This is a genomic window from Mesorhizobium sp. B2-8-9 (assembly GCF_006439475.1).
Lineage (GTDB): Bacteria > Pseudomonadota > Alphaproteobacteria > Rhizobiales > Rhizobiaceae > Mesorhizobium.
On sequence record NZ_VFTQ01000013.1, the window covers coordinates 1 to 20,260 of the forward strand.

Below are 20,260 nucleotides of genomic sequence, written 5' to 3' on the forward strand. Positions count from 1 at the left end.
ACGACGTGGTTGTTGGTGACGAGATAGCCGTCCTCGGAGATGAAGAAGCCCGAGCCCTGAGCGATCGGACGCGGCTGGCCATTGCCATGGTCGCGGTGGTCGAAGCGGCGCATACCGAACTGGCCACCCTGGTCACCGAAGCCACGGAATTCCTTGAAGAAGCGGCGCAGCTGCGGATTGTCCGGCAGGTTGTCGAAACCGTCCTGGTCGTCGGAACCATCGTCGGCCGTCGGCTGGATCTTGGCCTTGACCTTGACGCTGACGACCGCCGGCGAGACATGCTCAACGACATCGGCGAAGCTCGGCACCTGCGGGGCTTCGACTCGCACGGCATCGGCCAGCACGGGGGCGGTGCCGGTGGCAAGCGCGCCCGCGCCGACCGCACCGATAACGGCCAGGGAAGCGACGGCGGCCAACAGGCGCTTGCGGGTGCTGGAAGACATGCTAGGGGAATTTTTCATGATCTCGTATCCTCTTCAAGATTGTGCCCTGAAGGGCGTCCTGTCTAAGAAGAATAGAGAGGGGAACATTACGATGTCATTTCCAGTGCATGAATCTTTAGTAAGGTTTGGCTGTACAGTACGGACCTTAAAATGGTCTGGTTGCTGTCATCCATGTAGGGATCGGAAGCTTCGATCTCAGACAAAGCCCGTTCATCAGCGGCTCTTACGCTCTAATCTCCTGCCTCTGGAATGAAACGTAGGCGATGGTGAACAGCACCAGAAGTGCTGCGATCATGCCGGCGAGCTGCGGCCAGATGAGGGCGACGCTCAGCGAAAAGGGCAGGGGGGCGCCCATCAGTGCCCCGCTCAACTGATCGGTAAACAGCAGACCGAGCGAACGCGTTGCCGGATTGAGCAGGGCCAGCGTGGTTTCTCCGTAGAGGGTGTTGGGCGAGATGCGTGCGATGGCCTGCTGAACATCGATCTGATGAACTGCCGTCAAGGGATCGAGCTGGTCGACCGGCGCGACGGCTCCGGCAATGAGCGGCGCCAGCATGGGCCAGAACACCGTGAACAGCAGCCATGCCGTGAGCGCGCAAAGCGCCGACGTTGCCGGCGATTTGACGATTGTGGAGAAGGCCATCGCTACCGCCAGCCAGACGCCGGCGTAAACGAATGTAGCGAACAGGAAGGCAAGACCCCGGGTGATCTCCTCACCGCTCGGTGGCAGCCCCAGCAGGAGCATGCCAAGACCGGTCACTAGCAGCCAGAGAGCCAGCAAGCATATGGCGATCACCAACAAACCGCCCATGAACTTGCCGGTAAGAAGCGCGTCACGATAGATCGGCTGTGACAGGACGCGCGACAGCGTACGGCGATTGTATTCGCCATTGATGGCGTCAAAGCCAAGCGCAATAGCCACCAGAGGCACCAGGAAGCCGAGGAAGAATACGAAGGATGGCAATGGTTGTTGCGCGGTGGTGAAAAGGCGCAGGAAGAGGAACTGGTCCTCACCGACTGTGGCCTTGATCTGCCCGATCGCGGCATAGACCGAGCCGATGGCGGTGAGGAGCACCAGGACCATTACCAGATGAATGCGAATGCTGTTCATATGATCGGCTGCTTCCTTGAGCGCGATCGTCGACAGGCCGGCAAATGGCGATCCTTCACGCCGCGACGTCATGGTTTTCTCCCTCGAAAAAGCGAACATAGACCTCGTCGAGAGTGGCCTGGCGCATGGATATGGAATGAAGTACTCCGCCGGCGCCAACGATATGATGCGCGACGTCTGCCCTCACATCCGCGTCGGCGTCGATGCGCCAGCGGCGGTCCTGCAAGGGCGTCAGGCCGGACACGTGCCGCACCCCGGCCAGGACCTTCACCAGATCCGCATTCTCGGTTTCGACTTCGATCCTGAACGTGCCGCCGAGGACGTTGGCGGTCAGATTTTCGACCCGGCCGACGAGGCCGACTTGGCCCCTACGGAAAAGGGCCACCCGGCCGCAGATCGTCTGCATCATCGCGAGTTGATGGGAGGACAGCACGAACGTCACGCCCTCGCCCGCCAGCTCGCGGATCAAGTCCAGCAGCTCCTGCGTCGACTGGGGGTCGAGACCGGAAGTCGGCTCGTCGAGAATGGCGATCTCCGCCTTTTTGACCAGCACCTCCGCCAGCCCGAGCCGCTGGCGCATGCCGCGCGAGAAGGTCGCGACGCGGCGATTGGCGACCTCCTCGAGCCGCACCCTGCCGAGGGCGCCGGCGATGCGCCCGTCGGCCTCTTTCGATATGACGCCCGCAAGCCTTGCGGTGTAGGCGAGATTTTCCCATGCAGTCAGATGATCATAAAAGCCGATCTGGTCCGGCAGGTAGCCGACCCGCGTTTTGACGGCCAGCGGCTGGCGCAACGGATCGAGTCCGAGCACACTGATCGAGCCCGCAGTCGGTTCCGTGAGACCGAGAAGCAAGAGGATGGTGGTGGTCTTTCCTGAGCCATTAGGGCCTAGCAGGCCGAACACCTCGCCCTTCTCGACCGCGAGGTCGATGCCATCAACCGCCGCGAAACGACCGTAGCGCTTAATAAGGCCGCGCGCTTCTATGACCGTCGTCATCGGCGTCCATACCGCGTTACGGCAAAGGCGAGCATCAGCGCAGAGGCGCCGATAACCCCGAGGCCAGTCACGCCCCACAGCGTGGATGTGCGCACCGTCACCCGGAAATTGGCGCTATCGGATGCGCCATCTCCATTGGCGCGGACCGAGACCATATAGTCGCCGGCGATCGCCTGGTTCGAAGGTGTCATTGAGACGCCGACATCGGATGTTCCGCCTGGTGCGATCTCGTCGACTTTCTCAGGATTGAAGGTGACTTTCCAGCCAGCTGGCGGGCTTGCGGAAAGCTTCAGATCGCGGGCAGGGGCCGACCCGCTGTTCGACAGTGTGAATGTGAAGGTGCGCTCCTGACCCGCCGTGGCATCGCCCGAAAGCCGGCCCTGGGGACCTGAAAGAGAAACGGATGGCCTGCCGCTGATGTCGAGCAGCAGTCTGGTATCGGCGCTGGCGGCGCCGCCACTGGCGGCTACGGCCACCGGATACTGGCCCGCCTGGGCGTTGTCGGGCGGCTGGACGCTGATGGACAGCGTTTTCGATTCTCCCGCCTTCAACGGCAAACTGGTCAGTTCCTGCGAGCCGTAGCCCTGCTTGAAGGTCACCTGGAAGCCGGGTGGCGCCTTCGAAAGCAGGTTGACGGTCGAATCCTCCTGGCCGTCGTTCTTGATGTCGACCTGGAAGTCGAAAGCCGATTTGGCGGTGCCGCGCAACGCCGGGAGCTTGGGTTCCAGCGTCAGCTTTGCAGGCTCGGTCTTGGTGAGCGTCATCGCCATCGGCAATTTCAAAGCCTCGGCGGAGGTCTTGCCGGACACGGCAAAATTGACCCCTTTGCCGATATCGCCTTCAGGCGGCGTCAATTTTAGCGTCAGGCCCACCGTGCCATCAGGATCTGCGATTGCCGCCGTAACGGGTTTGCCGCCGCCGTCGATCTCCCACTTCCAGCCACCGGGCAGGCCATCGACTCCGAACTCGACGCGTTGAGGCGGCAGTTCGCGGTTAGCCAGCTTCAAGGGCACGCTGACGTTCTTCCCGGCCTGGGCCGAGAACTCCGGATAGGGCGTGGTCAGCCATAAGCCGGTCGGCGACTGAGCAGCGGCACTCGCGGCGGACTGTGCGTGTGCCTGGGGCACAGTTGAAGCCAGGCCGATTGCCGTCAGGCCTGCTGCGATCCAAGTTGTTGGGGTCGAAAAGGGCGCGCGAATACCCGCAGGAATCATGCATACCTCCCGCTCATAAACCGAAAATTCTGTTTTCCTTGCAATGCCTTGGAGGCATTTCGCGGGGAGAAAATTGCAGCCGCCAATGTGGCGCGAGTTGGGCGATTTCAGCCGATCAGGCTGTGTTCACGCATTTGTGCCCTTTTGTAATAACTCGTGATGACGCGACCAGTGTCGCTCGCGGCGAAACGGCGGTCCAACCGGCCGTGAAGCAGATACTGCGCAATGACGAACGGCGATCTCGGGAATCTTGGCAACGTTTCCACGGACACGGCATAGTCGCGGGATATTCAAGCTGGGTCGCTCGACCGTCCGACCCATCGGTTCGGTCAAAATTGCGCTACGCAACACAAGGTAGGAACGTTCCGTTTCCCCAGGCATTTCTTTAAGTCTACGTATCATCCACTCCTACTCGCCGGGGCCCGGAAAATTGTCAGCCACGGAGCATAAGCTTGCGAACCCTGACGCCGGTGAGACCTCGATCGTCGCTCTCATTCCTGCCTTGCGGGCTTTTGCGCGAACGTTCTGTCGGGAGGCCTATGACGCCGACGATCTCGTCCAGGAGACGTTAACCAAGGGACTTGCCAACCTGGACAAGTTTGAACCGGGCACGCGCCTGAAGTCCTGGCTCTTCACCATCATGCGAAACACGCACTACACGCGTGTCAAGGCGGCGGCCAGGGAGGCGCCCGGGCTGCTCGACTGCGCCTCCAGCCGGCCGATTTCGGAACCGTCCCAGGATTGGTCCGTGCAAAGCAGGGAAGTGCATCAAGCCATCCAGAAGCTGCCGTCCCATCAGCGTGAGGTTTTGATGCTGATCGGCGTGCTGGGCTTCAGCTACGAAGAAACGGCGGAGATCTGCGGTTGTGCCGTCGGAACCGTAAAAAGCCGGCTTAACCGTGCCCGTGCCGGTGTTTTGGAATTCCTGGGGGAAAACTCGTCGCAGGAGCTGATCGAGCGACGACGTCAATTTTCGGAGCACCATTCGGATACTGGCGCGCAGGACGCCAAGACCGCCGAAGTCTACCTGCGCTGAGCTCCCCTCATTGCCTTCCCCTGTCTCATCAACGAGGCCCAGTTCAGGCCGAGCAGAGAAACAAGTTCGAGCGCATGCGCTTGGGTGATACCCGCCTTTGCGACGTAGGCACAGTGGCCCGGCAATGCCGTTCAAAGTTGTTCGTTGCCATCTCCAGCCGCCCAGGCATGGCGCAACGAGGCGGCGGACTGTATTGGGCGCCCAAATCCCCGCAGCCGCTGCGCCACGGTATCGACCAGAACCGCATTCGATGCCGCCATCGAACCGTCCGGCTGCAGGAGATTGTTTTCGAACCCGACGCGGACGTCTCCACCAAACAATGCTCCCCCGCATACGCAAGCAGCCTCGTCACGACCGAAGGCGCAGACCATGAACGACCGGAAACGCGGAATGCCGGGCGAAAGAAACGGCAGCAGATCGCTCGGGGCAGATTGCTGTGACGCCGTATAGCGGCCGAGAACCAAAAGCACGGGAATGTGATCCCAGGGGATCAGGCCGCGCCGGTGCAGGTCGAGCAGATTCAAAGCCTCGTCAGGCTCATAAAGGATGATCTGCGGCATTATGCTTTCACGCTTCAGCCAAGCCAGGAACGCCGCAAAATCTGACTCGCCATCTCTGCCGGGGACAAGCTCACGCAGCGCGAGCGACACCGCCTCGGGTCTGGCCTCGCGCACCACGTCCATCTGTCTTCCAGGCTCGTAGGCGCCAAGCGACTCGCTTGTGATCTGCACCACCATCGCGTCTCCGACTGCTTGGCGAACGGCAAGGATGGCAGCCCGATAGGCGTCAGGATCGAGAATGTGCTGGCCGTGCCGGTCTCGCACGTGGAGGTGGATCATTGCTGCTCCCGCCTCGAGGCACTCGGCCGCCGCTCGAGCGAGTTCGGCAGGCGTCATGGGCAAGGCCGGATGGTCGGCCTTGGTGCGCCGGCCGCCATTCGGCGCAACGGCAATGGCAACCGGCTTGTGCGAGGATCGGGACATCATGCCGTGATCAGACAATTGGATCATTACGATACCTTGTGAATCACTTGTTGCAAATAGGATTGAGGCGCGCCAGACTGCCTTGATGGGTCAGGGGCCTTTGACGGAACGCATCATCGCAGAGTTCGACGGCATGTCGACGCAGCTGCAGGCCGCAGCGCGCTACATGCTCGACCATCCGAGCGATGTGGCCCTTCTTTCGATGCGCGAACAGGCGCGGCAGGCAGGCGTGCAGCCGGCCACGATGACGCGTCTCGCCAAGCATCTCGGCTTCGAAGGTTACGACGTCATACGCGATACCTACGCGGCAGCGGTTCGGAACGGATACCAGGGCTTTGCCGGAAAAGCCGGGATCCAGGTGCTCAGCCAGAAGCTCAGGGGCGATCGTGGCCAGGCCGCCGAGATGATGGATGCGCTCGCCGCCCATGTCGACCGGCTTTCGAGGCCGGAGGTTCTGGATCAGATCGTGGCGGCTGCAAGTTGCCTCTCGTCGGCGCGGCGGATCTATTGCCTCGGCCTGCGCTCCAGTCACCCCGTCGCCTGGCACGTGCACTACGTCCTGTCGCTCGTCGGCAATCGATCGGTGCTGCTCGACGGCGTTGCCGCAACCGGCGCCGACGCGATAGGCCGCGCCACCCCCGACGACGTGCTGCTGGTGGCGAGCGTGCTCCCCTACACGCGCCAGACGGTGGAGATCGCCGAATATGCCGCCAGACGCGGTGTTCCGGTCATTGCGATCACGGACAGCGAGGTGGCGCCGCTCGCCCAGATCGCAACGAAGGTCATCCTCGTGCCGACGCAAAGTCCGTCCTTCTTCCACACCATGGCGCCGGCCTTTGCTGTCGCGGAAATTCTGGCTGCGCTCCTTGCCGGCCACGGCGGCGAGCAGGTCCTGGCGGAACTGCGACGTACCGATGAGCATCACGCAGCGCTCAACGTTCACCTCAAACCGCGCCTGGGCAAGAAATGACCCATCTGCTCCACCGCACCATCAAAGGCTCGCTCCCCTTCGCAGTGGGCGGCAAGGGCATCCGAATATTCGACAGCGACGGCCGCGCTTACATCGATGCATCGGGCGGCGCGGCCGTCTCGTGCATTGGCCATGGCCATCCAGATGTCATGGCGGCGCTGCGTGATCAGCTCGACCGCATTGCCTATGCCCATACCAGTTTCTTCACCACCGAGATTACCGAGCGGCTGGCCGACCGCCTCGTTGAAGATGCACCCGCTGGTATCAGCCATGTCTATCTCGTCAGCGGCGGATCGGAGGCCGTCGAGGCCGCGCTGAAGATGGCGCGGCAGTATTTCGTGGAAAAAGGCGAGCCGCAGCGCCGCCACGTCATCGCCCGCCGCCAGAGTTATCACGGCAACACGCTCGGCGCGCTCGCTGCAGGGGGCAATGAATGGCGGCGGCGGCAGTTTCACCCGCTGCTCATCGAAACGCACCACATCGATCCGTGCTTCGCCTATCGCTATCAACTGCCCGGCGAAAGCGACGCCGAGTACGCTGCGCGAGCGGCGCAGGCCCTGGAGGACAAGATACTCGAACTCGGCGCCGGCGAGGTCATCGCCTTCGTCGCCGAAACGGTGGTCGGCGCGACTGCCGGAGCCGTGCCGCCGGTGGCTGATTACCTGAAGCGCGTCCGAGCCATTTGCGACCGCTACGGCGTCCTGCTCATCCTCGACGAGGTGATGTGCGGCATGGGCCGCACCGGCACGCTTCACGCATGCGAGCAGGAAGGCGTCGTTCCCGATCTCTTGACCATCGCCAAGGGACTCGGCGGAGGCTATCAGCCCATCGGCGCCGTGCTGCTCGGCCGGCATATCTTTGACGCCTTCGCGAATGGCTCCGGCTTCTTTCAGCACGGCCACACCTATATGGGCCATCCGATGGCCGCGGCGGCTGGGCTCGCCGTCCAGGAGGTGATCCGCCGCGACCATCTGCTCGACAACGTCAGGGCAACGGGCCTGCATCTGGAGCGGCGCCTGAGGGAACGTTTCGGCAATCATCATCATGTCGGCGACATTCGCGGCCGCGGCCTGTTCCAGGCGATCGAACTCGTGGCGGACCGTGGTTCTAAGGAGCCTTTCGATCCGGCGCTGAAACTCAACGCGCGCATCAAGCGCGAAGCGATGAACAACGGATTGATGGTCTATCCGATGGGCGGCACGATCGATGGCGCCCGCGGTGACCATGTGCTGCTCGCGCCGCCGTTCATTTCCACCAGCCAGGACATCGACGCCATCGTCGAACGGCTCGGCGATGCCGTCGATGCAGCCTTGCGCGCTCCCGATTTTTCGGGACGCGCCTGACCAGAGCCCGGCGCAAGGCCGGGGCACCACCAGGAGGAAGTCGAATGCGTAATTTGCTGAAAACGTTAATAGCCGCCGGCACGGCGGGGTGCCTGCTTGCCGCCACACCTTCGTTTGCCGAGCAGAAGTTCATCACCATAGGCACCGGCGGTGTGACCGGTGTCTATTATGCCGTGGGCGGCGCCATCTGCCGGCTCATGAACAAAGACAGACAAAAGACCGGCATACGCTGCTCGACCGAATCGACGGGCGGGTCGGTCTTCAACGTCAACTCGATCAATACCGGCGACCTCGATTTCGGCCTTACCCAGTCCGACGTTCAGTTTCAGGCCTATAACGGCGTCGGCCCTTTCGACGGCAAGGCCATAAAGGACTTGCGCGCGGTCTTCTCGGTCCATCCTGAACCGTTCACCGTCCTGGCGCGGCCGGATGCCGGCGTGAAGGTCTTCGAGGACTTCAAGGGCAAGCGCTTCAACGTCGGCAATCCCGGCTCCGGCACGCGCTCCTCGATGGAAGAGCTGCTGAAACAGATGGGCTGGACGCTGAAGGACTTTTCGCTCGCCGCCGAGCTCAAGGCCGACGAACAGGGCAGTGCGCTTTGCGACAACAAGATCGACGGCTTCTTCTACGGCGTTGGCCATCCGTCCGCCGCCATCCAGGATCCGACCACGGCTTGCGGCGCCAAGCTCGTTCCGCTGACAGGTCCGGCCGTCGACGCGCTGGTCAAGGCACACCCCTATTATTCCGTCGCGACCATTCCCGGCGGCATGTACGCCAACAACCCCGATCCGACGACGACGTTCGGCGTGCGCGCTACCGTGGTGACCAGCGCCAAGACCCCGGACGACGTGGTCTACGAAATGGTCAAGGCGGTTTTCGAGAACTTCGACGACTTCAAGAAGCTGCATCCGGCCTTCGCCAATCTGGATCCGAAGGAGATGGTCAAGGCCGGCCTTTCGGCGCCGCTGCATCCGGGCGCCGAGCGTTACTACAAGGAGAAAGGCTGGCTCTGAACCTTCGGCATGGCCGGGCTGGCTTGGAGGGCAGCCCGGCCGCAAGCCGAGACGCCAAGATGAAAGAGTAGGGCCGAGGGAGAGCGATGACAGATCAGTTCCGCCAGGCGGATGCGCCTGAAGACGTCGACCTTGGCAAGCTGAACGAGATCGTGGCGGAGGCCGACACTGGTGGGCGCAAGCCGACAGGTCTCGCGGCGTATCTTGTTGTGGCTGCGTCTCTGGCCTGGTCGCTGTTTCAGCTTTGGTACTCCTCGCCGATCCCTTACGTGCTTGGCTTCGGCGTCGTCAGCGACGGGATTGCGCGCGCGATCCACCTGGCCTTTGCACTGTTTCTGGCACTCGTCACGTTTCCCGCCTTCAAAAGCTCCTCGCGCACTCGTGTTCCGCTGCCTGACTGGGTGCTGGCCGTCGCCGGGGCCGCCGCAGCGCTCTACCTCGTCGTATTCTACAGCGAGATTGCAACGCGGCCCGGGCTTCCCACGACGGCGGACCTCATCATCTCCATCGTTGGAATTGTCGTCCTGATGGAAGCTGCCCGGCGCGCCGTCGGCCCGGCAATCACCGTCATAGCCGGGCTGATGCTGATCTACATCTTCGTTGGACCCTATATGCCCGGCCTGCTGGCGCACAAGGGTGCCACTCTGTCGCGCGCTGCCTCGCAGATGTGGCTCACCTCGGAGGGCGTGTTCGGCGTCGCGCTCGGCGTCTCGACCAATGTCGTTTTCATGTTCGTCCTGTTTGGAACACTTTTGGAACGAGCAGGGGCAGGTGGCTACTTCATCCTGCTTGCCTTCTCGATCCTCGGGAAGTATCGCGGCGGCCCCGCCAAGGCCGGGGTCGTGGCATCTGGCCTGACCGGAATGATTTCAGGATCGTCGATCGCCAATGTCGTCACCACCGGCACCTTCACAATTCCCCTGATGAAGCGTGTCGGCTACACGCCGGTCAAGGCCGGCGCCATCGAATGCGCGGCGGGTGTCAACGGGCAGATCATGCCGCCGGTGATGGGGGCGGCCGCCTTTCTCATCGCCGAATATGTCGGTATTTCCTATGCCGAGGTAGTCAAGCACGCCTTCTTTCCAGCGCTGCTCACCTACGGCTCGCTCTTCTACATCGTCGACATCGAAGCGATGAAGATGGGACTGAAGGGACTGCCGTCGCGCAGCCGTCATCCCGCCTTGCAAGGCGCCGTGCGATCTCTGATGGGTATCTGCGCGTTCGTGATCCTCGCTGGCCTCGTCTATTACGGCATCGGATGGACAAAGACTTTCTTCGGCAGCGCCGCCACGTGGATGATCGTCGCGGCGCTCATCATCGTCTACGTCGTTCTCGTCGCCTACAGGGCGAAGCATCCCGACCTGCCCCTGGAGAGCCTCAAAGGCGACATTCGGGAAATACCCCATTTCGGCGAGACGGCACGAACCGGGCTGCATTTCCTGCTGCCGGTCGTCCTCCTCATCTGGTGCCTGATGGTGGAAGAGCTTTCGCCAGGGCTCTCCGCCTTCTGGGGTTCCGCCGCGCTGATGGCGCTGGTCGTCACGCAGCGCCCGTTGACGGCGTTCTTCCGCAAGGAGCGTCACCTTGCGCCGCGTTGGCGGGAAGGCTTCGTCGATCTCATCGAGGGACTGTCGGCCGCCGCACGCAACATGACCACGGTCGGCATCGCCACGGCAACGGCCGGCATCATCGTCGGCACGGTGCTCCTGACCGGCGTCGGTCTGGTAATGACCGAGCTTGTCGAATTCATCTCGGCCGGCAGCTTCATGATCATGCTGCTGTTCACCGCCGTTATCTGCCTCATTCTAGGAATGGGCATGCCGACCACCGCCAGCTATGTCGTCGTGGCGACGCTGATGGCTCCGGTGATGGTCAATCTCGCGGCGCAGAACGACCTGGCCGTGCCGCTGGTGGCGGTGCACCTTTTTGTCTTCTATTTCGGACTGATGGCCGACGTGACGCCCCCCGTCGGTCTTGCTGCATACGCAGCCGCCGCGATTTCCGGCGCCGATCCGGTGAAGACTGGCTTTCAGGGATTCAAGTACGAAATCAGGACGGGGCTGTTGCCGTTCATCTTCATCTTCAACAACGGCCTGCTTATGATCGACCTGCAGGGCCCGCTGGATTTTGTCCTCGTCGTAGGCACATCCGCGCTGGCAATGATCGCCTTCGTTGCAGCGACGCAGAACTGGTTCCTCGTTCGAAATCGCTGGTACGAGGCCATAGCCCTCTTGCTGATCTGCTTCACGCTGTTCCGGCCCGGCTACTGGCTCGATCTGGTCGATGAGCCCTTTGTTGAAAAACCCGTGTCGCAGTTGAACCAGATTGTTGATGCGACGCCGGCGGGGCAGGCGGCCCGCCTCAGGTTGAAGACGGTCAACATCAATGGGGACGAGATCGAAAAGCTGGTCAGGCTCGATCTCGCAAAAGGCAAGAATGCCACGGAGCGGCTGGAGAGCGCAGGACTGAGCGTCAGCGAGCTGGGTGATACCATGACGGTCGGCATCGTGCGGCTCGGAAGCCAGGCGGCGAAGTTCGGGCTACAGCCCGGTGACGAAATCACCGGGGTCATGGTGCCAAACGACCGTCCATCGCGCTACTGGTTCGTGCTTCCCGCGCTTTGCCTGTTCGGTCTGGTTTTCTGGCTACAGAGGCGCCGAAAGCAGGCCGCCTTGCCAGTTGGAGCCGTTCCCTGAGGTATTGCCCTGTGTTTCATTTCAATGGCCATACCTCAACCAGGCCGTGCGCGACAGAGCAGGGGACGTGCGAGATTTTGTCGATAGCGTCGCCCAGGTCAGCAGCTTCGATGACGGCAAATCCGGCGATCGGCAGGTCTGACGACATGAAGGCACCCTCCTGCGTTTTCACACCCGATGCATGCCAATGCGCAGGCGCTGCCGACCAAGCCAACTTTGGACGGCGATGCCGGAAAGACGAAGTCGCTCTTCGACATCTTCAAGCTCGACCACCTATATACGCTGGCCGGACATCGAGCCACAGCAGTCCCACAGCAGCCACAGTTCGCACTCCAGCCACAGGTCGTCGACGGGCTATTCCTATGTCCCGTCGGCGCCGAGCGAACCGGCTCCGTTGTATAGTGCCCCTTCAAAGCCCGCGCCGAGCTCCCAGGCGCCCGCGTTCGCCCCAACAACCGTGCCGCTCAAGACGCTTCCGGGCAACGCCTACAAGTTCAAGGAGATCGTCCAGGAGGTCCAGTTCGCCCTGCTCGCATTCGGCTACTACAGCGGCGAGATAGACGGCGAGAGGAATCCTGAATTGAGGGCCGGGCTGTTGCGCGTGCGGACTACTCGCTCAAGGTCACCGGCACGATCACGCCGGAGACGCTGACTACGCTGAGGATTGAAGCGCGCTAGTTCCCCGCACGTTGCAAGCCAGTCCGCAAAACCGTATCAACCGGTCGGTGCCTCCGCGAACCGGCCGCCGCCCGCGTTGCCGCCTCCCCGCCGCGTCATCTGGAGCCCGCGCGCGATGCTTGGCTGGCAACCACCCTTTGCCGGCTCGCCGTCCGGTATCCTTTCTGAAAGCGCCTTCTTCAGATCGTCCAGCAACCCGTTTTTGGCAAACAGATCCTGCGGATCGCCACCCGCGAGCAAACGGTCCAGAGGCTTACCCCTTCAAAGGTTGCGCAACGCGGTTCAAGCTGTAGATGGGGCTTGTTCGGCCCGGACGACATTTTCCTATTTCGCCTCAGGCTTGTTCAATTCGCAGGAGTCCGGCTCACGCCAAGTTGGCGCAAGTTGCACAGCTCCGCTCGACCGCCAACGTGGGGTCGCCAGCTGTGACCTTCCAGTGCGTGACGGAATTCTCCAGCCAGAATTGAATGTCGAGCCGGTGCTTTCCGAAACGCATGTTTTTCAGCCTGAAGTCAGGCATCCAATCTGGTAACCTGGGGTCGAGGTAGAGCTTGCCGTTAGGCGCGTCTGGCTGAAAGCCGATGATTGCCTGTAGAAATGCAAAGCAGGAACCCGCAGCCCAGGCCTGGGGCACGTTGGCCCTCTTATACTGCACTGGAAATGTCGTCGGGGTTCGCGATGATCCTGCATAAAGCTCGGGCATCCGATGTTGCATGAAATAGCTCGCTGCTCCGCTGACGTCGCCGGCGATACGGGCGGCTTCTTCCGAAAATCCATAGCGTCTGAAGCCCAGTGCGATCAAAGCGTTGTCGTGCGGCCAGACAGAGCCATTCTGATAGGAATTCGGATTGTAGGCAGGATGACGGTCTGAAAGTGTCCGAATGCCCCAGCCGCTCCACATATCTGGCTTCATCAGCCTCTTTACCACCTTCGCCGCTCGTTCCTGAGGGACAATGCCCGACCAGAGACAATGGCCAGGATTGGAAGCGATGCTTAAAACCGGCTTCTTGTCTCCATCCAGCGCGAAAGCATAAAACCCGAGAGCCTCGTCCCAGAAAATGTCGTTGAAACGATCGAACAATCTCTTGGCCTTAGTTCTCAGCTTGGCAGCCCGATCGTGGTCGCCTTTGACATCATAGATTTCAGCCATGCGTTGCCATGCGTCGTAGACGTATCCTTGCAACTCGCACAGGGCTTTCGGTCCCTTCACAGGGGTGCCATCTGGGTAGACCACTGCTTGGGACGCATCTTTCCAACTTTGGTTCTCGTACCCGAGCGTCGAGCGCGTTTCGTACTCCTGAAACCCATCTCCATCCCGATCGCCGTAGCGGTCGATCCAGTCGAGGCATCTCTCGGCAGTTTTCGAGTGCCGATCGATCAGGCTGGCGTCGCCCGTACAGCGCCAGGCATTGTGGAGGACGATTAGATAAAGAGGAGTCGCGTCGGCGGTGCCGTAGTACGGGGTGTGGGGAATGAGGTGGAAATGCGCGAGCTCTCCTGTCCGGAGCTCATGCATGATCTTTCCGGGCTCCGCATCTCGGTAGTCGTCGCGAGACGTGGCTTGAGATCGACCCAACACGTCCAGAGCACCCCGAGCAAAATCTGGATATACCAAGGCATTTTGCAACGAGGCGATCAGGCTGTCGCGGCCGAACAGACCCATGAACCAAGGCAATCCCGCAGCCGGAACATACTCCAATTCATCGGTGCCCTCGATCGGAAGACGCAGTGCCGCCATATCCTCGATCGCCTGGACGTAGAGCTGCCGAAATTCGTCGTTCGAACTACTGAGCTTGCAGGCGTTCCGGCCCCAGTCCATCACACGTTTGGCGGTCTTCGATTTTAGGGATCGGTCAACGCAGGTGCGAGGAGCATGAGACGTCGTCTGACCGTTTCCGAAGTCATATAGAAGGCACGCATGCCAGGTTGCGCCTGGTTCAACCTTGATGTCGAAGCTGATCCGCCCGTTGGCGTAGACAGGCTTCGTGAGCGTTCTTCGAATGGCAATTGCGATTTCGCGCCGAAAATCTCGGTTGACGTAAGATGTCCGAAGCCGCGAACTCCGGTCGTCCCATTCGGTGACGATCCTGCCGCGACGCACTATCGTGCCGGCCTTGACCTCGAAGAGGTCGGCGAAATCGCTCCGGATCCCGAGCTCCAGGTTGAACTGGATAGTGTCACGACCATAGTTCACAAGGTCCAGATCCTCGTGCAGTCCTCCATGGTCAATAGCACGGCCGACTATCAGCCCAAGGTCGCCGGCCGGCACCGGCCCGGCCTCAGTCGCGAAGGCGCGATTCACGAGATAAATCTTGGCTGCGAAATGGGCGATATTTCCGGAGTTGAGCAGATCCCAACTCTCTCCGTTTGCGAACAATTGCCAACTGGATATGAGCCGGGTGTCGGAGGCGTAGAGGCCTTGATGGGTGGGCCATTCGATCTGACCGTTCTGCTCTGTCACCAAAAAGTTGATACCGTGATTGATCGCCAGGCGTGGCGGACCGATCGCAATTTTAAGGCTCATCATAATGTGCACAATTGGAGTCGACAGCTATGTATCTGGTGCGACTCTCGTGCCCGGCAAGCGACCCTCTTTGAAGGTTGCGCTGATCGTTGGGCCCGTTTGGTGTTGAAGCGCATCGGAAGCGATCCGCAGCAAACGGCGGCGCGCCGGTATCGCGTCCAGCAACAGATCCGCGAGTAGGCCTTCGGTAGTCGGCGCCAGCGTTAGGCCGAGATGGCCGTGGCCGAAAGCGTAGTTCGCACCGGACGATTTGCTCGAAGCCCCGACTACGGGGGCGAGTCCGACGGCCTGAACGATGGCTGGCCAAGTTCGGGGAAGAGGTGGCCCGTGCCGGTCCTCATCCGATCAAAGCAGGAATGTCATCAAGTACATGATCGACGAACGCGGCGGGGTTCTTAGCCTCGTGCATGCTCCAACCATCAATTATCCAAAGCTCGCGGACTCGAGGCCAAATATGTTCCGAAGTCCAGATTTCGGGTTCATCAAGGCAGAACGCTGCGTTTACAACACTGAGAGCATGTCCGCGATGAACTGCTAACCAGGTTGGACATCATTGGTGACGAGTTCTGCCCCTGTCTTGCCTCCCATGAATTCATCAAGATGTGGCATGACGGAACAGGGCGGTACAAAGGCGCTGCTCGCCGGTGTGCGTGACCATTCCGTCCGTGAAAATACCCGCAACGAGTTCCCGATACTGAAAACGGCGGTTTGGAATCGATGCTACCGGGAGTGGATGTCCGATCACATCATAATTGATTGCGGAATTCACACCCTTGTCGCACTCTTCGCGCTTGGTAGCTTTCGAGGAGGAAAGGCTATGTTGTATCCGGGCCAATTCGTCATGAGTGACGAACTCGACATGCTCACGCGCGTCTACAAGACCATCAGCCAGGAGCGCGGTCTTCCGGCCGACAACCCGCGGTGCGAGAAAGTTGCCGCCCACATCTTCAAGCTCTTCATGAACGGGCTCACGGACGAGGATGAACTCCTGTTTGCCGTGCGTAATCGAGGCCCGCTTGTACCGGCCTACCGCATCGAGCACCGCGCGTGAATTAGCGGCTATCGTTTCGACACAGGATCTCATTCGACTCGGCACCGCTTACATTCCTGGCCAAAGTCGATGTGCTCGACGCGTGGGCCGGCACCTTATAGCTTCCTTGCCCCCGGCAGCGCCCGTGGATCAGGATGTTGCCTGCTTGAAACGTGTGAGGTGATTTGCCCTCACAGCATGAGCATCGTGAATTGTGCCAACGAAAGTGCCACCCAGCTCACAACGTGGAAATCGCAAAGGCGATGATCACGAAGGTGATTTCTTCCGGAGGAGGCTGATGAGCCCACCAAGTCCTATGAGTTCGCCCTTGGCGCTCGGAGATGGCTGACAGTCTGGCAAGGAACAATCCCTCCCGTTTGTGATCCAGGGACTGCGGTCGGGCTCGATCTTGATGTGGCTTATAAACAACTTTGTGGCGCCGCAAGGGGTATTCTGGCCGGGCTTCTGGTGACTCTGGGCTGCGTTGTCGGCGCCTTCACGGCGATGGATGGCCACCTGAATGTGCGGCTGTAGGTTGGAGTGCGGGGACGTCACCGGCAGCCGAAGGATCTCCGGCGCCCCGCCCCCGCTGGGCCGGGGCGCGGGAAGGTACAGCAACGCGGTCCTTGTTCGCCATTCTCGAGCAGCTGGTGCGGCCGCGCCCAGAAGAATCGGACCAAACAAGACTCGCTACCTGACCACAGTTGTCGGCTGGCAGCATTAGTTGCACCTCCGAGAATTGATCGATACTAATGGTAGGATTCAAACGAGGAGCATGGCGATTGCCCGAAGAAACCAATAATCTTGTCGAGCTTACTGCGGACATCGTTTCCGCCTATGTTCAGAAGAACGCCGTTCCAGTATCTGGTCTGCCAGATTTGATCGCGAGCGTGAATTCAGCATTGTCTAACATTGTCCAGGCAACTCCCGTAGAAGCACCAGCACCAAAGCCGGCTGTAAATCCTAGAAGGTCCGTGTTTCCGGACTACATCATCAGCCTTGAAGACGGTCGGAAATACAAGGCCCTCAAGCGCCATCTCGCATCCCGCGGAATGACGCCCGATCAATATCGTGCGAAGTGGGGACTGGCGAAGGACTATCCTATGGTTGCCCCAAACTATTCAGCCACCCGATCAGCGCTGGCTAGATCGTTAGGTTTGGGAAGAAAGGCCGCTCCGGGCAAAGCTACCCCGAAACGCAAGGCAAAAGCCTAACTGTAGTAGGCTCATCGGAGATCTTTGGCTTACCAGGAACCCACCGTGATCGTATCGGGGCATCGAATCTTGGTAGTCTAACGCTTTGCGCAGCGGAGCGGACGGTGGCGCTGTTGAAGTGACACCGTTCGTCCGTTTGTGATGAGCCGAGTATGGGAGATCCCTTAGGGCTTAAATTAGGCTGAGTGTCTGAACCAACACCCGGCTTCCGCCGCTTGCAAGGTCCGCATTTTGCCTGATTGGGCCGAGAGTCGACGTTCCGCTCTCGGCCCTCGGTCGTCCAGCGATGGGCCAGACAGCGTCAGCTACCGCATCCGGCAGGCACATCCTCCGAGCCCACCATTTTGTTACATATCAATGCTTAACGGTTTTGCAGCCACCAGTGAGCCAAGTCCTAGATGGCGAACCTGACTGACATCGCCAAAAGGTGCCGCCGTTCAAGCGCAAAACTATCAAATTCGATTGTTCCGGCGGCTTCGAACGGTCAAAGCCGCATCTGCCGCTCAATTGCCTCCGTACATGACCTTCGGCAGCCACACCACGATCGAGGGGAACACAATGCACAGGCCCACTCCGATCGCTTGCAGACATAAGAACGGCACCGCCGATCGGAAGATTGTCGCCATCGAGATCTCCGGCGGCGCAACACTCTTCAGGTAAAACAGCGAATAACCGAACGGCGGGCTCAGGAAAGCCATCTGCATGTTGACCATGAAAATGACGCCATACCAAAGCGGCACGTCTTCGCCAGCCACCCCGGCGAACCCGAACGCGCCGTCGAACTGAAGCGACTTAAGGATGGGTAGGAAGATCGGTACGGTCAGAAGGAGGATTCCCACCCAGTCCAGAAACATGCCGAGGACGAACAGGATCACCATCATCAAAGCAAGAATGCCGTAGGGCGCCAGACCCGTTCCAAGAATGGATTCGGCTACGAAGTTCTGCCCTCCCTTGAGGATGAAGAATCCGACGAACATGGTGGCGCCGAAGAATATCCACATGACCATCGCCGTCGCCTTCAGGGTCGCTATACTGGCTTCGCGGATCGTCTCCCAGATCAGGCGACGATGCGCGGCGCAGACGATGAAAGCACCGAACGTGCCGATGCCGGCAGCCTCGACAGGCGTGGCAATGCCCATGAAAATGACCCCGAGCACAAGCAGGATCAGCAGTATTGGCATGAACGTACGGCGCAAAAGCTTCAGCTTTTCGACGAGGGCGATGCGCTCGTTCAGGGGCAACGCCGGCCCGAGCTTCGGATTGATGTAGCAGCGAGCCGTCACGTAAGCGACATACATCCCGGACAACAGCAGCCCCGGAAAGACCGACCCGATCAGCAACTCGCCCAGCGATTGCTGCGCGACGACGGCGTAGACGATCGCCATGACGGAAGGGGGTATAAGGATGCCAAGCGTCCCCCCCGCGAGAAGCGAGCCGCAGGCGAGCTTAGCGTCATAGTTGCGCCGCAGCATCGCCGGCAGCGCGATCATGCCCATTGTCACTTCCGTCGCCCCGACCACTCCAACCATGGCGGCCAGCAGTGTGCAGGAGATTACCGTGGCCGAGGCCAGTCCACCTTTCAGCCCACCCAGCCATTTGTAGACGACATCGAACAGTTCCTCGATAATACCTGCCTTCTCGAGAATAGCGGCCATGAAGATGAAAAGCGGTACCGCCGAGAGCTGATAGTCCGTCATGAACGGGAAGACCCGAGACGGCAGCATGTTCAGCATGGCCGAGTTGCCGAACAGAAAAAGGAAAAGCACGGCAAGGCTGCCGGTGCAAAAGGCCATTGGCAACCCTAGCAGCAGAAGGACGCCCAGGCCCCCGAACATCAATATGCTCAGCCAAAGGATAGGGAGCTCGAGACCCATCGATCAACCGAACCTTCTGGTGGCGGTGGCGATGTCGCGCATCAGGCGTGACAACCCCTGAAGCAGCAGAAGCGCGGCCCCGACGGGGATCGCGAGCTTTACCGGCCAGTATTGAATGCCCCATTCGGTGAACGAGCGTTCGCCAACCGCCATCGCGTCGCTGGCAAAGCGCCAGCCGGTAACGAGCATGGTGCCCACGAACAGGAAAAAGAACGCCGAGGTGATGATATCGCAGATCGCGCGACCACGTTCGGAGAGATGGCTGTATACGATGTCGACTCTCACATGCGTCTCATCGCGATAGGCATAGGCACCAGCCAGCATGTATTGTATGCCGAACATGAGAAACATGCTCTCATGTACCCAGTTGGTCGGCGAGTTGAAGACATAACGGGCGACCACTTCGTAGTAGTACGCCATGACCGCGAGGACCGACCAGTAGGCGACGAACTCGCCTGTCACCCTGACAAGCCAGTCGACCGGCCTAAACGGCGCGAGAGGCTGCTTGACGGGTGTGGCGGGCACATCAACGATTATCTCATGGTCGGTCGCGGCGCGCTGGGTCTCACGAACGCGGGCGCGCCGCACGAGACCGGGTATGAGAAGCGCGTCGCCGACGATAACAAGACCGAGCAGGAGCCCGGCAATTCGGCTGATGCTGCCGGCCCGCCCGAGCTCGTGAACGGCCGCCGCCAGATTGGCGCGCGCCGCGGCGGCGTCCGCCTCGGCTTTCACAAGTCGATCGGCAGCACCCGCCTTGCCGGCTGCCACATCAGCCTTGGCACGCGGCATCAGCCTCTCGGCATGCTCGCTCTGGGATCGCGCGAGTGAAACGGCCTCGCGTCCGTCGCGCACCTGGGTGCTTGTCCAAAGCACCGCGATGAAGAACGGGATAAAAATGAATCCCCATCTGTTCTTCAGATAGAAACGGTGCATGCCCAGGAAGCCGACGGTGACCAGAAAGAAATAGGCGAGGAACAAGTTGGCTCGACCGGCATCGCGCCGTGCCCGCTCGCGATGGACAAAATAGACGGCAACCAGGGGAAAGACCGCGAGGCTTGACCAGTAGAGCCAGTGCGGCAGCACAAATGTAAGGGAAGGCATCGGCAAACGCCTGCAGCAGGAGAGAGCGCC

16 protein-coding genes and 1 pseudogene are annotated in these 20,260 nt (G+C 60.6%); 7 read left to right on the plus strand and 10 right to left on the minus strand.

Annotation, left to right across the window (positions count from 1 at the left end):
- From FJ423_RS16685 to FJ423_RS16700, 4 genes and pseudogenes are all read right to left on the minus strand, one after another.
- Positions 1-461, minus strand: a pseudogene (locus FJ423_RS16685) (S1C family serine protease); the annotation flags it as partial.
- Positions 462-666: 205 nt separating this feature from the next.
- The gene (locus FJ423_RS16690) at positions 667-1,653 is read right to left on the minus strand and encodes an ABC transporter permease (RefSeq protein WP_246680182.1); all 987 of its coding nucleotides are present in this window, start codon (positions 1,651-1,653) and stop codon (positions 667-669) included.
- On the minus strand, positions 1,610-2,551 hold the full coding sequence (locus FJ423_RS16695; RefSeq protein WP_140843187.1) for an ABC transporter ATP-binding protein: 942 nt from the start codon (positions 2,549-2,551) through the stop codon (positions 1,610-1,612). Before FJ423_RS16695 ends, FJ423_RS16690 begins: the two co-directional genes overlap by 44 nt.
- The gene (locus FJ423_RS16700) at positions 2,548-3,678 is read right to left on the minus strand and encodes an NEW3 domain-containing protein (protein ID WP_246680183.1); all 1,131 of its coding nucleotides are present in this window, start codon (positions 3,676-3,678) and stop codon (positions 2,548-2,550) included. Before FJ423_RS16700 ends, FJ423_RS16695 begins: the two co-directional genes overlap by 4 nt.
- Before the next feature lie 517 nt (positions 3,679-4,195).
- Between FJ423_RS16700 and FJ423_RS16705 the strand changes: the two genes are divergently transcribed.
- Positions 4,196-4,801: a sigma-70 family RNA polymerase sigma factor gene (locus tag FJ423_RS16705; protein ID WP_140843191.1), complete on the plus strand. Its 606-nt coding sequence runs from the start codon at positions 4,196-4,198 to the stop codon at positions 4,799-4,801.
- Between the two features lie 131 nt (positions 4,802-4,932).
- Here FJ423_RS16705 and FJ423_RS16710 read toward each other — a convergent pair whose 3' ends face one another.
- Positions 4,933-5,787 (minus strand): 3-keto-5-aminohexanoate cleavage protein, encoded by an 855-nt coding sequence (locus FJ423_RS16710; protein WP_140843450.1) that lies wholly within the window; start codon positions 5,785-5,787, stop codon positions 4,933-4,935.
- An 82-nt stretch (positions 5,788-5,869) separates the two neighbouring features.
- Between FJ423_RS16710 and FJ423_RS16715 the strand changes: the two genes are divergently transcribed.
- From FJ423_RS16715 to FJ423_RS16730, 4 genes are all read left to right on the plus strand, one after another.
- Entirely contained in the window at positions 5,870-6,754 is an 885-nt protein-coding gene (locus tag FJ423_RS16715; protein WP_140843193.1) for a MurR/RpiR family transcriptional regulator, read from the plus strand.
- On the plus strand, positions 6,751-8,097 hold the full coding sequence (locus FJ423_RS16720) for an aspartate aminotransferase family protein (RefSeq protein WP_140843195.1): 1,347 nt from the start codon (positions 6,751-6,753) through the stop codon (positions 8,095-8,097). The genes FJ423_RS16715 and FJ423_RS16720 overlap by 4 nt, the downstream gene beginning before the upstream one ends.
- A 44-nt stretch (positions 8,098-8,141) precedes the next feature.
- The gene (locus FJ423_RS16725; RefSeq protein ID WP_140721008.1) at positions 8,142-9,110 is read left to right on the plus strand and encodes a TAXI family TRAP transporter solute-binding subunit; all 969 of its coding nucleotides are present in this window, start codon (positions 8,142-8,144) and stop codon (positions 9,108-9,110) included.
- A gap of 86 nt (positions 9,111-9,196) precedes the next feature.
- Positions 9,197-11,806 carry a TRAP transporter permease gene (locus FJ423_RS16730; protein WP_140843198.1) on the plus strand — a complete coding sequence of 870 codons (2,610 nt, stop codon included), beginning with the start codon at positions 9,197-9,199 and terminating at the stop codon, positions 11,804-11,806.
- A 16-nt stretch (positions 11,807-11,822) separates the two neighbouring features.
- Here the strand turns inward: FJ423_RS16730 and FJ423_RS34615 are convergent, their stop codons facing one another.
- The 3 genes from FJ423_RS34615 to FJ423_RS16745 all read right to left on the minus strand — a co-directional run bounded on the left by FJ423_RS34615 (position 11,823) and on the right by FJ423_RS16745 (position 15,008).
- Positions 11,823-11,954 (minus strand): hypothetical protein, encoded by a 132-nt coding sequence (locus FJ423_RS34615; RefSeq protein WP_281408983.1) that lies wholly within the window; start codon positions 11,952-11,954, stop codon positions 11,823-11,825.
- A 566-nt stretch (positions 11,955-12,520) separates the two neighbouring features.
- Positions 12,521-12,724 (minus strand): hypothetical protein, encoded by a 204-nt coding sequence (locus FJ423_RS16740; protein ID WP_140843200.1) that lies wholly within the window; start codon positions 12,722-12,724, stop codon positions 12,521-12,523.
- Positions 12,725-12,848: 124 nt separating this feature from the next.
- Positions 12,849-15,008: a glycogen debranching N-terminal domain-containing protein gene (locus FJ423_RS16745; protein ID WP_140843202.1), complete on the minus strand. Its 2,160-nt coding sequence runs from the start codon at positions 15,006-15,008 to the stop codon at positions 12,849-12,851.
- 607 nt (positions 15,009-15,615) lie between these two features.
- Here FJ423_RS16745 and FJ423_RS16750 point away from each other — a divergent pair.
- Positions 15,616-16,059 (plus strand): hypothetical protein, encoded by a 444-nt coding sequence (locus tag FJ423_RS16750; RefSeq protein WP_140843204.1) that lies wholly within the window; start codon positions 15,616-15,618, stop codon positions 16,057-16,059.
- A gap of 731 nt (positions 16,060-16,790) precedes the next feature.
- Positions 16,791-17,252 (plus strand): MucR family transcriptional regulator, encoded by a 462-nt coding sequence (locus tag FJ423_RS16755; protein ID WP_140843206.1) that lies wholly within the window; start codon positions 16,791-16,793, stop codon positions 17,250-17,252.
- Between the two features lie 503 nt (positions 17,253-17,755).
- Here FJ423_RS16755 and FJ423_RS16760 read toward each other — a convergent pair.
- Together FJ423_RS16760 and FJ423_RS16765 are read right to left on the minus strand one after the other, a co-directional pair.
- The gene (locus FJ423_RS16760) at positions 17,756-19,087 is read right to left on the minus strand and encodes a TRAP transporter large permease subunit (protein ID WP_246680184.1); all 1,332 of its coding nucleotides are present in this window, start codon (positions 19,085-19,087) and stop codon (positions 17,756-17,758) included.
- 42 nt (positions 19,088-19,129) lie between these two features.
- Complete coding sequence (locus FJ423_RS16765; RefSeq protein ID WP_140843210.1) at positions 19,130-20,230, minus strand: TRAP transporter small permease subunit; 1,101 nt, start codon at positions 20,228-20,230, stop codon at positions 19,130-19,132.
- Between the last annotated feature and the right edge of the window lie 30 nt (positions 20,231-20,260).